The 15,252-nt window shown below is 31.2% G+C and carries 14 protein-coding genes and 1 tRNA gene; 13 read left to right on the top strand and 2 right to left on the bottom strand.

The features are described 5' to 3' along the window. The first annotated feature begins 60 nt into the window (after nt 1-60). Together RYO54_RS11835 and fusA are read left to right on the top strand one after the other, a co-directional pair. Nucleotides 61-135 (top strand) — tRNA-Asn (locus tag RYO54_RS11835). Between the two features lie 305 nt (nt 136-440). After that, the gene (gene fusA, locus RYO54_RS11830) at nt 441-2,525 is read left to right on the top strand and encodes an elongation factor G (RefSeq protein ID WP_315118862.1); all 2,085 of its coding nucleotides are present in this window, start codon (nt 441-443) and stop codon (nt 2,523-2,525) included. Nucleotides 2,526-2,561: 36 nt separating this feature from the next. On the opposite strand, the gene rbr is transcribed toward fusA, so the two are convergent. Then, nucleotides 2,562-3,146, bottom strand: a complete 585-nt coding sequence (rbr, locus tag RYO54_RS11825; RefSeq protein ID WP_315118860.1) for a rubrerythrin — start codon at nt 3,144-3,146, stop codon at nt 2,562-2,564. A gap of 179 nt (nt 3,147-3,325) precedes the next feature. Between rbr and RYO54_RS11820 the strand changes: the two genes are divergently transcribed. The 11 genes from RYO54_RS11820 to disA all read left to right on the top strand — a co-directional run bounded on the left by RYO54_RS11820 (nt 3,326) and on the right by disA (nt 14,757). Further along, nucleotides 3,326-3,562: a hypothetical protein gene (locus RYO54_RS11820; protein ID WP_315118858.1), complete on the top strand. Its 237-nt coding sequence runs from the start codon at nt 3,326-3,328 to the stop codon at nt 3,560-3,562. A 60-nt stretch (nt 3,563-3,622) separates the two neighbouring features. Continuing rightward, nucleotides 3,623-4,582 (top strand): ROK family protein, encoded by a 960-nt coding sequence (locus RYO54_RS11815; protein ID WP_315118856.1) that lies wholly within the window; start codon nt 3,623-3,625, stop codon nt 4,580-4,582. Further along, nucleotides 4,579-5,199: a histidine phosphatase family protein gene (locus tag RYO54_RS11810; RefSeq protein ID WP_315118853.1), complete on the top strand. Its 621-nt coding sequence runs from the start codon at nt 4,579-4,581 to the stop codon at nt 5,197-5,199. Before RYO54_RS11815 ends, RYO54_RS11810 begins: the two co-directional genes overlap by 4 nt. Beyond that, on the top strand, nt 5,186-6,412 hold the full coding sequence (locus tag RYO54_RS11805) for a DHHA1 domain-containing protein (protein WP_315118850.1): 1,227 nt from the start codon (nt 5,186-5,188) through the stop codon (nt 6,410-6,412). The genes RYO54_RS11810 and RYO54_RS11805 overlap by 14 nt, the downstream gene beginning before the upstream one ends. Before the next feature lie 345 nt (nt 6,413-6,757). Next, the gene (locus RYO54_RS11800) at nt 6,758-7,216 is read left to right on the top strand and encodes a CtsR family transcriptional regulator (protein ID WP_315118848.1); all 459 of its coding nucleotides are present in this window, start codon (nt 6,758-6,760) and stop codon (nt 7,214-7,216) included. A gap of 66 nt (nt 7,217-7,282) precedes the next feature. Then, nucleotides 7,283-7,810, top strand: coding sequence for a UvrB/UvrC motif-containing protein (locus RYO54_RS11795; RefSeq protein ID WP_315118845.1), 528 nt, complete (start codon nt 7,283-7,285; stop codon nt 7,808-7,810). A gap of 3 nt (nt 7,811-7,813) precedes the next feature. After that, nucleotides 7,814-8,842, top strand: a complete 1,029-nt coding sequence (locus tag RYO54_RS11790) for a protein arginine kinase (RefSeq protein ID WP_315118842.1) — start codon at nt 7,814-7,816, stop codon at nt 8,840-8,842. Between the two features lie 22 nt (nt 8,843-8,864). Continuing rightward, nucleotides 8,865-11,297: an ATP-dependent Clp protease ATP-binding subunit gene (locus RYO54_RS11785; protein WP_315118841.1), complete on the top strand. Its 2,433-nt coding sequence runs from the start codon at nt 8,865-8,867 to the stop codon at nt 11,295-11,297. 176 nt (nt 11,298-11,473) lie between these two features. After that, nucleotides 11,474-12,205 (top strand): glucosamine-6-phosphate deaminase, encoded by a 732-nt coding sequence (gene nagB / locus RYO54_RS11780; RefSeq protein ID WP_315118839.1) that lies wholly within the window; start codon nt 11,474-11,476, stop codon nt 12,203-12,205. Between the two features lie 104 nt (nt 12,206-12,309). Beyond that, the gene (gene radA / locus RYO54_RS11775; RefSeq protein WP_315118836.1) at nt 12,310-13,671 is read left to right on the top strand and encodes a DNA repair protein RadA; all 1,362 of its coding nucleotides are present in this window, start codon (nt 12,310-12,312) and stop codon (nt 13,669-13,671) included. A gap of 15 nt (nt 13,672-13,686) precedes the next feature. Further along, nucleotides 13,687-14,757 (top strand): DNA integrity scanning diadenylate cyclase DisA, encoded by a 1,071-nt coding sequence (gene disA / locus RYO54_RS11770; protein ID WP_315118873.1) that lies wholly within the window; start codon nt 13,687-13,689, stop codon nt 14,755-14,757. Nucleotides 14,758-14,804: 47 nt separating this feature from the next. Here the strand turns inward: disA and RYO54_RS11765 are convergent, their stop codons facing one another. Continuing rightward, nucleotides 14,805-15,209 carry a DUF1573 domain-containing protein gene (locus tag RYO54_RS11765; protein ID WP_315118833.1) on the bottom strand — a complete coding sequence of 135 codons (405 nt, stop codon included), beginning with the start codon at nt 15,207-15,209 and terminating at the stop codon, nt 14,805-14,807. Between the last annotated feature and the right edge of the window lie 43 nt (nt 15,210-15,252).

Below are 15,252 nucleotides of genomic sequence, written 5' to 3'. Positions count from 1 at the left end.
CCGATGATACTACAAGGGAGGCCTTGTGGGAAAGTAGGTCGTCGCCAGGTCTAATATTGTTCCGCGATAGCTCAACGGTGGAGCACTCGGCTGTTAACCGATAGGTTGAAGGTTCGAATCCTTTTCGCGGAGCCAATTTTTATAAAAATATAGAATTTGCTGATAATAGAACCTAGATATATATCAAAAGGTTCTTTTTTTATGCTTTAATTTGCATTATTTTTAAATATGAATTATTTTAGAGGGGAATAAGTTAATGCTTATATCCCCTCTTTATTATTGTCTACTATTGGCTTTCATATAAAATGAATAATAAACAAATATTTGGAAAAACCTATAATATCTAACAATTTAGAAAATTAAATTAAATTTAAAGGATTTTTTATCTACAAGTAGAATATATTTAAAAAGGGACAATAGTATGTTAGGGGGAATTGCTTATGAAAGAATATAAAACCAAAAACTTAAGGAACTTGGGAATAATAGGACATAGCGGTTCAGGAAAAACAACTTTGGCTGATGCAATACTTTACCGTACAAAATCCAATGATAGATTTGGAAAGGTAGACGAAGAAACAAGTATATTCGATTTTGATTCTGAAGAAAAGAAAAGAAAAATTTCTTTATCAACATCCGTTGCTCATTGCGAATGGAAAGATGTAAAAATTAACTTAGTAGATATGCCTGGATATTTTGACTTTGTAGGAGAAATGATTGAAGGATTGAGAGCTATAGATGTGGCTCTTATAGTATTAACAGGAACTTCCGGAGTGCAAGTTGGAACAGAAAAGGCTTGGGAATATGTAAATGAATGCAAACTTCCAAGAGCTTTTTATATAAATAAATTGGATAGAGAAAATAGTAATTTTGAGAAAACATTAGAATCTCTTAAAGCAAAATTTGGTATGTCAGTAGTACCTATTCAATATCCAATAGGAGAAGAATTAGGATTTATGGGAGTAGTTAATATCATTTCCAATAAGGCGAGAGTATATAACCCAGAAAAGGATGATATTGAAGATGCAGAAGTACCTGAAAAGTTAAAAGATAAAGTTATGGAATGTAAAAACATGATAATTGAAGCAGTAGCAGAAACAGATGAAGAGCTATTAGAAAAATATTTTAGTGAGGGTACTTTAAGTGATGAGGAAATATATAGCGGATTAATAAGAGGCTGTGCTAATGGAGAAATAGCACCAGTAATGTGTGGATCTGCTTTAACTGGTAGAGGTATAAAGAGTTTATTAGATGATGTAATTGAATGCTTTCCTAGCCCCCAAGAAGTAGAAGGAAAAAAGGCTAAAGATTTAAAAAACAATAAAGATATTAATATAAATATTTCAGAAGATGCACCATTCTCAGCTTTCGTATTTAAAACTATCGCAGATCCATTCATAGGTAAATTATCTATGTTCAGAGTATTAACTGGTAAAGCTAAACCAGATATTTCAGTATACAATCCAGATAAAGAAAAACAAGAAAAGTTAGGATCCCTATATTTTATGAAAGGAAAACAACAAGTTCAAGCAGATGAAATAATTGCTGGAGATATTGGAGCAGTTACAAAGCTTCAATATACTAATACAGGAGATACACTTTGTGACAATAACTTTACAGTATTATATGATAAAGTTATATTTCCTGAACCAGCAATATCCATGGCTGTAGTACCTAAATCCAAAAATGATGAAGATAAAATATCTTCAGGCTTAGCTAGATTATTGGAGGAAGATCCAACATTTACAGTTTCAAGAGATACTGAAAATGCAGAAACAATAATTTCTGGAACAGGAGAAACACATTTAGAGGTTATCACATCTAAGCTAAAAAATAAATTTGGTGTAGAGGTTGCATTACAAACACCAAAAATACCTTATAGGGAAACCATAAAGAAAGTATCAGATGTTCAAGGAAAACATAAGAAGCAGTCTGGGGGACATGGACAGTATGGAGATGTTAAAATTAAATTTGAACCGCGATTTGATGGGGATGATTTAGAATTTGTTGATAAAGTAGTTGGAGGTGTTGTGCCAAGGCAATATATTCCGGCTGTTGAAAAAGGATTAAGGGAATGTATACTTCAAGGAGTTTTAGCAGGATATCCAGTTATAAGATTGAAAGCTACACTGCATGATGGTTCATATCATCCAGTAGATTCTTCAGAAATGTCCTTTAAAATGGCAGCATCTATTGCATTTAAAAAAGGCATGCAAGATGCAGAACCATTAATATTAGAACCAATCATGAGTGTGGAGATATCTGTACCAGATGAATACATGGGAGATATAATAGGAGATGTAAATAAAAAAAGAGGAAGAGTACTAGGTATGGAGCAAGTTGGTAAGCTTCAAAAGATTATAGCTGAAGTTCCTCAAGCTGAAATGTTTAAATATGCAACAGATTTAAGATCTATGACCCAGGCAAGAGGAAGTTTCACTATGAAATTTGAAAGATATGAAGAAGTACCGGCGTCAGAGACAGCAAAAATAATTGAAGAGAGAAAGAAGGAAAAAGAAGCACTATAGTGTTAAAGCCCCTGTTAATTTAACAGGGGTTTCTTTTTAATATGTTTCAACAAAAATTTCAAAATAAGATTGAGGATGAGCACATGCAGGACATAGATCGGGAGCTTCTTTCCCTTCATATATGTATCCGCAATTATTACATTTCCATAAAGAAACTTCATCTTTCTTAAATACAGTTTCATTTTTTATATTTTCTAAAAGTTTTCTAAATCTATTTTCATGTCTTAGTTCTGCTTCAGCAATTTTTCTAAAAACAGTTGCGATTGATGGGAAACCCTCTTCATCAGCTATATCAGCGAATTCAGGATATAGCTCTGTCCATTCTTCATTTTCTCCATTAGCAGCATATTCAAGATTTTGAGCAGTATTACCTAGTCCTACTGGATAAGAAGCTTCTATATCTACTGCTTCACCTTGAAGATCTTCATTTAGAAATTTAAAAAATCTTTTGGCATGTTCCTTTTCATTTTCAGCAGTTTCTAAAAAGATATTGCTTATTTGAACATATCCTTCCTTTTTAGCCTGTGAAGCGTAATAGGTATATCTAGTACGTGCCTGTGATTCTCCAGCAAAAGATTTCATTAAGTTTTCAGCAGTTTTAGTCCCTTTCAATGATTTCATATTAATCCCCCTTCTTAATTATATTTTTATAATGTGTGAATATAATTACATTGTAGCACTAATTCTCCTTAAATTAAAATAATATTTAGTTAATGGATCTAAACATAGAGATAAATGTATATTTAGTCTATGTTTAACAAAAAATAATTTTGAATGTGGAAAGGGAAGGAGGACTATTCATGTCAGATTATAAATTAGATATTAAAGGCACTATTGAACTTTCTGATTATAGTAGCATAAATGACTATATGGAAATAGTAAATGAAAATGATAGTTTAACCATTAATTTAACAGGTAATAAAGATGAATTTGGAATTATATGTAGCATGTTAAAGGAAAAAGGGTTTTATATAATAAGAGAAGAGCTAGGTAGTCAATGGCATTATATATTAGCTGGCAAAAGGAATAGAGAGTAGAATGATATAAAACTATGATATAATATAATAAAATATTACGTTTCTCTAGGGGGAAGATTAATGGGTAAAAATTATATTATAGGCATTGATTTAGGTGGAACTAAGATAAATTCAGTATTATCTGATTTACAGGGCAATGTAATAAGCCAATGTACAATATTTACAGAAGCATTTAAAGGAGAACAGATAGTATTAAATAGAATTATGGATACTATAGATAAGGTATTACAGGATAGTAATAAGACAATAGAGGAAGTAAGAGCTATAGGTATAGGCTCACCAGGTCCTTTAAACTCAAAAGAAGGAATCATTATAACTACACCAAACTTGCCATTTAAAAATTTCAATATTGTAAATCCCATAATAAACAAATATAGAGTACCTACCTACTTAGATAATGACGCAAATGCAGCTTCTATGGGGGAGTTGCTATTTGGTGCAGGAAAAGGAACTGAAAATATGATTTATGTTACTGTAAGTACAGGTATAGGTGGTGGAGGTATTTTAAATGGTAGATTATATAGAGGGAATACATATAATGCTTTAGAGATAGGTCATATGACGGTAGAACCTAACGGACCAAAATGTAACTGCGGTAATTATGGATGCGCTGAAGCTGTCTCATCAGGCACTGCCATTGCTAGACAAGGAAAAGAAGCGGTAGAAAAAGGAGAAAAAACATCCCTTAGTAATTATAAAAATATAACTGCATTTGAAGTATTTAAGGAAGCGGAAAATGGAGATTTGGTATCAAATAATATAATTAAAAAAAGTTTGAATTATCTAGGCATATGTATATCTAATATAATTACTAGCTTTGATCCGGAAATGATTATTATAGGTGGTGGAGTAACAAAAGCTGGAGATATAGTTTTTAAATCAGTTAGGGAAGTTGTAGATAGCAGATGTTTTAAAACCATGGCAGAATCTTGTAAAATAGTACCACCAAAACTAGGGGGAGATGCAGGGGTAATGGGAGCAGTTGCCCTAGCTCTAATTGAGGAGGGAATAAAGCTTTGATAACAAATTTATATTTAACTAGACATGGTGAAACCCTTTGGAATACCCAAGGTAGGATGCAAGGATGGAAGGATTCCCCTTTAACGGATAAAGGGGCATTACAAGCTCAATTGCTAGGGAAAAAATTAAAGGATTTAGATATTGACATTATATATTCTAGTCCAATAGGACGAGCTTCTTGTACAGCTGAAATACTTAAAGGAAATAAGAATATCTTAATAGAGTTTGACGATAGATTAAAGGAAATAAATATGGGGAAATGGGAAGGTATGCTACGGGAGGATATAGAAGATATATATAAAGAAGAGCTACATAACTTTTGGAATACTCCTCAATTGTATAAGCCTATAGAAGGGGAAACTTTTAATGAGGTCATAGATAGGACAACTTCCTTTATAGAGGAGATAGTGAATAAACATAAAGGAAAGAATATATTGGTGGTTACACATACTATAGCGTTAAGATCTATGCTAGCTTATATAGAAAATAAGGATTTAGGAGAATTCTGGGATGATATATTTATTCATCCTACGAGTTTAACTGTGGTAAAAATTGGGGATAGTGCAAAAGAGGTAATGTTAAAAGCAGATACATCTCATTTTAATGGGGAGTTATAAATCAATTAAAACTGCAAAATCACGAGGTGAAAAAATGACAGAGAAACTATTTTATGAAAATCCATATCTTGAAGAATGGGAAAGTGAAGTAATTGATATTGTTGAAGATGATGATAAATTTTTAGTAGTATTAGATAAAACAGCTTTTTATCCAGAAGGAGGGGGACAGCCTTCTGATAAAGGGTATATAGAGGATATAGAAGTAACTTATGTTTTTGAGGAAAATGATATTATATATCATGTTACAACTAAAAAACCATTAAATAAGAAAGTTATATGCAAATTGGAATTTGCAAGAAGGTTCAATTATATGCAACAGCACTCAGGAGAACATTTAATTTCAGCGGTGCTATACAATCTCTTTAATACCACTAATGATGGATTTCATATGGGGGAAGACTATGTAACAATAGATAACACTATATCTAATATCACGGATGAAATAGTTTTTAAGATTGAAAATACTGCTAACCAATATATTTATGAAAATATACCTATAGTAGACTATGTGATTCAAAATAAAGAATTGCATAAAATGAATTTAAGGAAGGAATGTAAAGTAGATAAAGACATAAGAATAGTAGAGATAGAAAATTTAGATAAAATAGCCTGTTGTGGAATACATGTTAGAAATACAGGAGAGATAGGATTAATAAAAATAATAAAAACAGAAAAATATAAGGGAATGACAAGAATTTATTTTAGGTGTGGCAAAAAGGCTTTTGAAGATTTTCAAAGCAAACATAGCATAGTAACAGATTTAACAAGACATTATTCTATGTTGGAAGATGAGATAGTAGACAAAGCAAAATCAGATTCAAGTGAGATAAAGTCATTATTAAAACATATAAAGGATTTAAAAGAAATTCTTTATCAATATACAGTAGAAGACATATTAAAAAATCATCATAGTAAATTAATAGAAGTAAGCTTTGTGGATAAAAACTTTGAAGATGTTCAAATAATTAATAGAAGGATATTAGAGAAGATTAATACTTTTAATATATTGATAAGTGAGAAAGATAATAAGGTAATATTATCAAAAAGTTTAGATGATAATCTACATTGTGGAAAATTATTTAAAGAACATTTAAGTAAGTATAATGGCAAAGGCGGAGGAAGTAAAAATCAAGCTCAAGGAGCTTTTGAAGGTAGAGAAGATATGCTTGGATTTATAAGTTTTATTAAGGAATTTATAGCAAATCATAAATAGTTCATAAAAAAGATATTATAACTTATTAAAATTATAATATCTTTTTTCTATTGGTATAAACAGAGTTCTTGAATCAGATGGAGTTTTTACTCCACCTGATTCTTAGAAATCGTTATCCAGGGACGTAGCCGCTCTTAGATCCAACTTAAAAGAAGATGGGAGTATTAGAGCGGATAGTCATCGGATAAAACATAGAAATAGTTAGATAAAGGAAGCTAGGTGTATTTATTTTAAAATAAAGGCAAAAATAATGATAAATACTAATAATTTAGATGTTGAGTCATCGTAAAAAAAATATTAATATTAAATAAAGGTCAAAGAAAGTCAAAGTCAACGAGGTGTATTATGGCGAGATTATCAGATATAATTGAAGAATTTATAAAAAACATGTTAGATAATGCAGAAGAAAGAGAATTACAAATTCAAAGAAATGAGTTGGCTAATTATTTTAGCTGTGCTCCATCTCAAATAAACTATGTATTAACTACTCGTTTCACTACCGATAAAGGTTATTATGTAGAAAGTAAACGAGGGGGAGGAGGATACATAGTAATTAAATATATGAATATAGATGGAAGTAAATATTTAGTAGATAATATAAACGATAAAATAGGAGATAGTATAACATTTCATAGTTCGTTACAAATAATAGATAATCTTGTAGGGAGAAATATAATATCAGAAAAAGAAGGGCATCTTATTAAGGTAGCTGTAAATGATAGAACTCTTTATTTATGTGGAGAAATGAAGAATAGGGTAAGAGCAGACATATTGAAGAATATGCTAATTGTACTTTTATTATAATTGTATTTATATGGTATAATTGTATTAAATGGAATTAATTATAATACGCTAATAGGAGGTGTTATTATGTTATGCGAAAGATGTAAAAAAAATGATGCCAATGTTCATTTAACTCAGATTGTTAATGGTGCCAAAAATCAAATCAATTTATGTGAGACCTGTGCAAAAGAAATGGGGGGATTTGATTTACCTGTGGATATAGATTTTTCTTCACATTTTACCTTCCAGAATATATTGAGTGGGATAATGGATTATATAAATCAACCATTGAAGCAAGATGATAATATTTCCGCTACTTGCAGTAATTGCGGTACTAATTATGGAGAGTTTAAAAATAAAGGTTTGCTTGGATGTAGTGGGTGTTATACTCATTTAAATAAGACGTTGATGCCAGTAATAAAAAGAGTTCAAGGGAATGTAGAACATGTAGGTAAGATTCCTAAAAGAGCAGGGCAATCTATTATAGAAGCAAGAAGAATTAATACTTTAAAACAAGAATTAAAGAATGCCATAGAAAAAGAAGAATATGAGAGAGCCGCTGAATTAAGAGACATAATAAAAGGATTGGGAAAGGAAAATGGAGAGGAGGTATAAGGCGTGAAGAATTGGATGATTTCTCCGGAGGACAATAAAGAAATAGTAATTAGTAGCAGAATAAGGTTGGCAAGAAATATAAAGAATATATCTTTTCCCCATAGATTAAAGGAAGAGGAGGGAAGGGATTTAGTTAATACTATAGAAGAAGCCTTTTATTCTTTCTGTGATACTAAACAAGATTATAGCACATATTATCTTTGGCAATCTGATCCTTTAAGTAATAACATTTATTTAGATAAGCATCTAATAAGTAGTAAGCTATTATCAAATTATATGAAGGCAGCTTTTATAATCAATAGAGATGAAACTGTAAGTATTATGATTAATGAAGAAGATCATTTAAGGATACAATGTATAACATCAGGATTAAACTTAGAGGAAGCCTATGATGCAGCAAACAAAATAGATGACTTATTAGAGGAAAAATTAGAGTATGCATATAGTGAGCAGCTAGGATATATGACAGCTTGCCCCACTAATATAGGAACTGGTCTTAGAGCCTCTGTTATGATCCATCTGCCTGCCTTATCCATGAGTAATGAGATGAATGGAGTATTAAATGCACTTACTCAAGTAGGTATGACAATTAGAGGGCTATATGGTGAGGGGTCAAAATCTATAGGCAATATATATCAAATATCTAATCAAATAACTTTAGGGGTAAGTGAAAAAGAGATATTAGATAATCTAAAGGCAGTAGTAAATCATATAATTAATCAAGAAAATATAGCTAGAGAAAAGTTTATAAAAACTTATGAATATGAATTAAAGGATAGAGTATATAGGGCATACGGCATATTAAAATCTGCAGTTATAATGGATTCATCAGAATGTTTAAGTCTATTGTCTAGTATAAGATTTGGAATTGAAATGGGCATAATAAATGATATGGATAAAAACATTTTAAATGAGTTAATGGTAGATACCCAAAGGGCTATGTTACAAAAAACTTATAATAGGGAACTCTCAGATAGAGAAAGTGACATATATAGAGCTGAGCTGCTAAGAAAAAAATTAAATAAACAATAAATATAAAGGGTGGTGAATTGTAATGATATACGGAAGATTTACAGAGAGGTCACAAAAAGTATTAATATATGCACAACAGGAAGCGCAGGAGTTAAAGCATGGCTATGTGGGAACTGAGCATATATTACTTGGTATATTAAAAGAAGAAGGACTAGCAAAGAATTTACTTAATGATGTAGGAATAACATTAAAAGATGTTAAAAATTTAATTGAGGAATATGAAGGCAAGGGAGAAATTGACGTATACAAAAATGAAATTCCATTGACTCCAAGAACAAAGAGGCTTTTAGAATTAAGTTTATTAGAAGCTAGAAATTTAAGCCATAATTTTATTAGTCCAGAGCATATTTTACTTGCGTTGATAAAGGAATCAGAGGGTGTGGCTTATACAATATTAAATAATTTAGGAGTAGATTTTACAAAATTAAGAAAAAGCTTGATAGAAAATTTAGCGGGAGAACAAAAAATAAGCGAAACTATAAATAGTAAAATAAATACTAGTGATACTCCAACATTGAATCAATTCGGAAGAGATCTAACTGAGATGGCAAGAGAAGGTAAGTTAGATCCAGTTATAGGAAGGGATAAAGAGACTCAAAGGGTTCTAGAAATTCTCTGCAGAAGAACTAAAAATAATCCTTGTTTGATAGGGGATCCTGGAGTTGGTAAAACCGCCATTGCTGAAGGATTAGCTCAAAAGATTGTTGAAGCAAACATACCAGAGATATTAAGAGACAAAAGAGTTGTTACATTGGACTTATCATCGATGATTGCAGGAGCGAAATATAGAGGTGAATTTGAAGAGAGATTAAAAAAGGTAATGGAAGAGATAAGAAAGGTTGGAAATGTGATATTATTCATAGATGAAATCCACACCATAATAGGAGCAGGAGCTGCAGAAGGAGCTATAGATGCATCTAACATATTAAAACCAGCATTGGCAAGAGGAGAGATACAGTGTATTGGTGCCACAACTATAGATGAATATAGAAAGTACATTGAAAAAGATGCAGCACTAGAAAGGAGATTCCAACCTATAACAGTAGGTGAACCAACAAAGGAAGAAACAATATTAATCCTTAAAGGGGTTAGAGATAAGTATGAAGCACATCACAGAGTTAAAATAACTGACGATGCCCTTGAAGCAGCTGTAAATTTATCAGATAGATATATAACAGATAGATATTTACCAGATAAAGCAATAGACCTAATAGATGAAGCCGCTTCAAGAGTTAGAATAGAAAATATGACTGCCCCACCTGATATGAAGCAATTAGAAGAAGAACTAGAAAAAGTAACTAAGGAAAAAGAGGATGCTATAAGAGTTCAAAACTTCGAAAAGGCAGCGAAATTAAGAGATAAGGAAAAAGAGTTAAAAGGTAAGTTAGAAGATTTAAAATCTGATTGGAAAACTCAAAAGCAAGTTAGCACATACACTGTAGCCGAGGAACAAATAGCGGCAGTAGTTTCTAGATGGACTAATATTCCTGTGGAAAAACTTACTGAGAAGGAATCTGCAAAGCTTTTAAAGCTTGAAGAAATTCTGCATAATAGAGTAATTGGTCAAGAGGAAGCAGTGAAGTCAGTGGCAAGAGCTGTTAGAAGAGCAAGAGTTGGGCTAAAGGATCCAAATAGACCTATAGGATCATTTATTTTCTTGGGACCTACTGGTGTCGGTAAAACTGAGCTATCTAAAGCACTTGCAGAGGCTATGTTTGGAGATGAATCTAGTATGATAAGGATAGACATGTCAGAGTACATGGAAAAACATGCCGTATCTAGATTAATAGGGTCTCCTCCAGGATATGTAGGATATGACGAAGGTGGTCAATTAACTGAAAAGGTAAGAAGAAACCCATATTCTGTTGTGCTATTTGATGAAATAGAGAAGGCTCATCCTGATGTATTTAATATATTATTACAAATATTAGAGGATGGTATACTAACGGATGGAAAAGGTAAAACCGTTAACTTTAAAAACACCATAGTAATAATGACATCAAATGTAGGTGCATCAACAATTAGAAAACAAAGAACATTAGGTTTTTCAACTAGCTCCAACGAAAGTGAAGACCAATATGAAAACATGAAAGATAATGTTATGGAAGAGCTAAAACGTGCCTTCAGGCCTGAATTCTTAAATAGGATAGATGATATAATAGTATTTCATCAGTTAGAAGAGAAGCATTTACAACAAATTGTTGGATTAATGTTAAAGTCAGTAAAGGAAAGGCTAAAAGAACAAAATATAGATATAAGTTTTGATGATAAAGCAGAAAAATTACTAGTTAAAGAAGGATTTGATCCTGTATTTGGTGCTAGACCTTTAAGAAGAGCCATTACAAAGACTGTAGAAGATAAATTGTCAGAGGAGATATTAAAAGGCAATGTAAATAAGGGAGAGCAGGTACTAGTAAGCACTGAAGATGATAAGTTAATATTTAATAAAAATTAGATGAAAAAGGGTAGATACAGGAGATATCTGCCCTTTTTATAAATTTTTTCGTATTTTATTAAATTTTATAATAAGTATAAATATTAGTATAATTAAAGAGGACTTTACTATGTTGTGTAGAAATTTAATTGTTAAAGTAAAATAGTCAATAATTAATCACTATGGAGGGATAGGTCTTGAATATTGAAATAAAAAAAGATTACAATGAATTAAGTGAATTTACAGCATCAGAAATAAAAAAAACAATTGATGAAAAGCCAAGCTGTGTACTAGGATTAGCAACGGGCAGTACACCAATCGGATTATATAAAGAGTTAGTAAAGCTACATAAGGAAGGGAAAGTAGACTTTTCCAAAATTACTACTTTTAATTTAGATGAGTACAAGGGACTTGATGGGAACCATAATCAAAGCTATAGATATTTTATGAACGATAATTTATTTAATCATATAAATATAGATAAAAACAATACCTTTGTACCCAATGGATTGGCAGAAGATATGGAAGTAGAATGCAAAAGGTATGAAGAACTTATGAAAGAGAAAGGTGAAATAGATATTCAAGTATTAGGAATAGGTGTTAATGGGCATATAGGATTTAATGAACCTAATAAACATCTATACATTGGTACTCATATTGAAGATTTAACTGAAGAAACTATATCTTCTAATTTAAGATTTTTTTCTAGTAGAGAGGAAATGCCTACTCAGGCAATTACTATGGGAATAGGAAATATTATGAGAGCCAAAAGAATAATACTTTTAATTTCAGGAAAGAATAAGGCTAATATAGTTAAAAAGTTATTTAGTGGTAAAATAACTACTGAATTGCCTGCATCAATACTGCAAATACACAATAATTGTACAGTAGTATTAGACGAAGAAGCTGCATCGTTATTAAATAGATAAGATACATGGGGAAGTTTTAATTTTTTAAACTTCCTTTTTATTATTGACAAAACTTTGCAATTATATTGTATAATAAATTGCAGGATAAATTAGGAGTTGATTAAATGGGGAAGATTAAAAATTACTATGTTTGTCAAGAATGTGGATATGAGGCTTTAAAATGGTCAGGTAAATGCCCCGATTGTGATACCTGGAATAGTATGGTAGAGGAAGTAAGAGATACAAAAGCAAGTAAAATTTCATCATCTATTTTAAAGATAAGCAATGAGCCACAAAGCATTTTAGAAATTAAATCACTTAATTATGAAAGATTAGATACTGATATTAAAGAACTTAACAGGGTTTTAGGTGGAGGTATTGTAAAAGGATCTTTAATACTTATTTCAGGAGATCCAGGGATAGGTAAATCCACATTGCTATTGCAAGTAGCTAATAATATATCACAGAAATATGGAAAAGTTTTATATATATCAGGGGAAGAATCAGAAGAACAAATAAAAATAAGAGGTGAGCGGTTACAAGCTTTATCAAAAGATCTTTATTTGCTTTCTGAAACTAATATTGAAACAATAGAACATCATGTAAATAAGTTTAATCCAATATTTGTAATAATAGACTCTGTTCAGACATTATATCATCCCTCTATTTCATCAGCCCCGGGAAGTGTATCTCAAGTTAGAGAAGGTTCAAACAGTATAATGCGTATAGGAAAGAGTAAAGGTATACCTTTTTTTATTGTAGCTCATGTTACGAAACAAGGAGCTTTAGCAGGACCAAAAGTATTAGAGCATATGGTTGACACTGTTTTGCATTTTGAGGGTGAAAGAACAGAAGAGTTTAGGATATTAAGAACAATAAAAAACCGTTTTGGAACTACTAGTGAAATAGGAGTTTTTGAAATGAGAGAAAAAGGTTTAGAAGAAGTATCAAATCCATCTGCAGTTTTCTTGGAAGATACCGACTTTAATAAGGAGGGTTCTATAGTAATTGGTGTTATGGAAGGAAGTAGACCAATTTTAGTGGAAGTTCAAGCACTTGTTACGGAAACCAAGGCTGCTATACCAAGAAGGACCTCTGTAGGAATTGACACTCCAAGATTAAATTTAATTTTAGCTGTGTTAGAAAAGAAGCTAAGATTGCCTTTTTACAAGTATGACGTATACATTAACGTAGTTGGAGGATTAAATATAGAGGGAACTTTTGGGGACTTAGGTATTGCTCTAGCCATTATATCTAGTATAAAAAGTTGTGAAACAAAATTAGAAAAACTCCTTGTGGTAGGGGAAATAGGTTTAACAGGTGAGGTAAGACCTGTTAGTTTCAGTGAAAAGATAGTAAATGAGGGTAAAAAAATGGGCTTTAAAAATTTTATAGTTCCGCAAAGGAATAAAGATAAGATATCGTTAGATGGTATAAGTGTTATGGGAGTATCGACATTAAAAGAAGTTATAAATAAAGTATTTTAAGTATAGGTGATGAAATTGAGAGTAGAAAAAGATAAAGAACTTATGAATATTCTAAAAATAATGGCTCCAGGAACTACATTGAGAGAAGGCTTAGAAAATATACTAAGAGCTAAAACCGGTGGTCTTATAGTATTAAGCGATAATGAGCAAGTCTTAAGTGTAGTAGACGGTGGTTTTTTAATTGACTCAGAATATAGTCCATCTTATGTATATGAATTAGCTAAAATGGATGGAGCGATAGTAATAAGTAGTGATTTAAAGAGAATAATGTGTGCCAATGCTCAACTAATGCCTGATCATAACATACCGACCTTTGAAACAGGAACAAGACATAGAACGGCAGATAGGATGGCAAAGCAAACAGGGACAATAGTAATAGCTATATCTCAGAGAAGAAACATTATATCTATTTATAAAGGCAATATTAAATATATACTAAAAGATAGTAGCATTATATTGGGGAAGGCCAATCAGGCTCTACAAACTTTAGAGAAATATGTAGCAGTATTAGATAGGGTAGTAAGCAATTTAAATGTACTAGAGTTTCAAGATATTGTCAGCTTATTTGATGTAATGACTGCCATACAAAGAACAGAAATGGTTATGAGAATTGTAGGAGAAATTGAAAGATATATTTGTGAACTTGGCAATGAAGGAAGATTGATTTCTATGCAGCTAAATGAATTAGTAAAATTTGTAGAACAGGATGAGATCCTGTTAATTAGAGATTATTGTGAGACCTATCTTGACTATAGTGAAGTGTATAAACAAATTCAAGGATTATCTTCAGAAGACTTATTAAATTTAGATATTATTTCAAAGTATTTAGGTTATACTGGGGTACCTTTGGTAGATACTTTGATATCTCCAAGAGGCTATAGAATGCTTAATAAGATACCGAGAATACCTAGCAATGTTATAGATAATCTAGTAAAGCATTTTAGAGAGTTGAAAGCAGTTATGGAGGCTAGTTTCGAACAGTTGGATAATGTAGAAGGTATTGGAGAAGCAAGGGCAAAAGCAATCAAAAATGGACTAAGGAGATTGCGTGAACAAGTAATGATAGATAGACCTAAAGATATATAGAGCAAGTAAATAATTATTACATTTGCTTGCTCTATATAAAGCAAGTATTACCTTAATGAATATTTTCCTAAAGTATTTATTCTATCATATTCTCTTAATAATATATCATACAAATTAAGATCTAATGTATTACATAGAGAGGTTAAATAGAAAAGATGATTCCCCACTTCTCTTTCAATAACTTCTCTACAATTTTCACATAAGATTCCTCTTGTGTGTGTATCTAATATATTTGGTAATTCGTTTATATTAATATCCTCGCTATCTTCTGTAGGTAATTGACTTTTAGCTTCTATATGAATACACCCACAGTTTGTAACTGATTTGGCAATTGCTCTATTTATTCTACCATCTGATTCTTGAAGTTTTGTCATAATATCTAAAATACTTTTATGTCTTAATAGGGACCCGTCCACGGAATTTTGGAAATTATCAAATATTATATCTTTCATAGAATTCAACTCCTTACAGTAAAATGTTGCTTATTGAGATAAT

This window comes from uncultured Clostridium sp., assembly GCF_963515715.1.
Lineage (GTDB): Bacteria > Bacillota > Clostridia > Clostridiales > Clostridiaceae > Clostridium_AW.
This window is presented reverse-complemented; position numbering and strand designations above follow the sequence as displayed.

Excerpts from the sequence above, each read along its gene's own strand:
- RYO54_RS11800 (WP_315118848.1), top strand. The coding sequence starts at position 6,758 with ATGGCGAGATTATCAGATATAATTGAAGAATTTATAAAAAACATGTTA.
- RYO54_RS11785 (WP_315118841.1), top strand. The coding sequence starts at position 8,865 with ATGATATACGGAAGATTTACAGAGAGGTCACAAAAAGTATTAATATAT.
- radA (WP_315118836.1), top strand. The coding sequence starts at position 12,310 with ATGGGGAAGATTAAAAATTACTATGTTTGTCAAGAATGTGGATATGAG.
- rbr (WP_315118860.1), bottom strand. The coding sequence starts at position 3,146 with ATGAAATCATTGAAAGGGACTAAAACTGCTGAAAACTTAATGAAATCT.
- RYO54_RS11795 (WP_315118845.1), top strand. The coding sequence starts at position 7,283 with ATGTTATGCGAAAGATGTAAAAAAAATGATGCCAATGTTCATTTAACT.
- fusA (WP_315118862.1), top strand. The coding sequence starts at position 441 with ATGAAAGAATATAAAACCAAAAACTTAAGGAACTTGGGAATAATAGGA.
- RYO54_RS11820 (WP_315118858.1), top strand. The coding sequence starts at position 3,326 with ATGTCAGATTATAAATTAGATATTAAAGGCACTATTGAACTTTCTGAT.
- RYO54_RS11805 (WP_315118850.1), top strand. The coding sequence starts at position 5,186 with ATGGGGAGTTATAAATCAATTAAAACTGCAAAATCACGAGGTGAAAAA.
- RYO54_RS11765 (WP_315118833.1), bottom strand. The coding sequence starts at position 15,209 with ATGAAAGATATAATATTTGATAATTTCCAAAATTCCGTGGACGGGTCC.
- RYO54_RS11815 (WP_315118856.1), top strand. The coding sequence starts at position 3,623 with ATGGGTAAAAATTATATTATAGGCATTGATTTAGGTGGAACTAAGATA.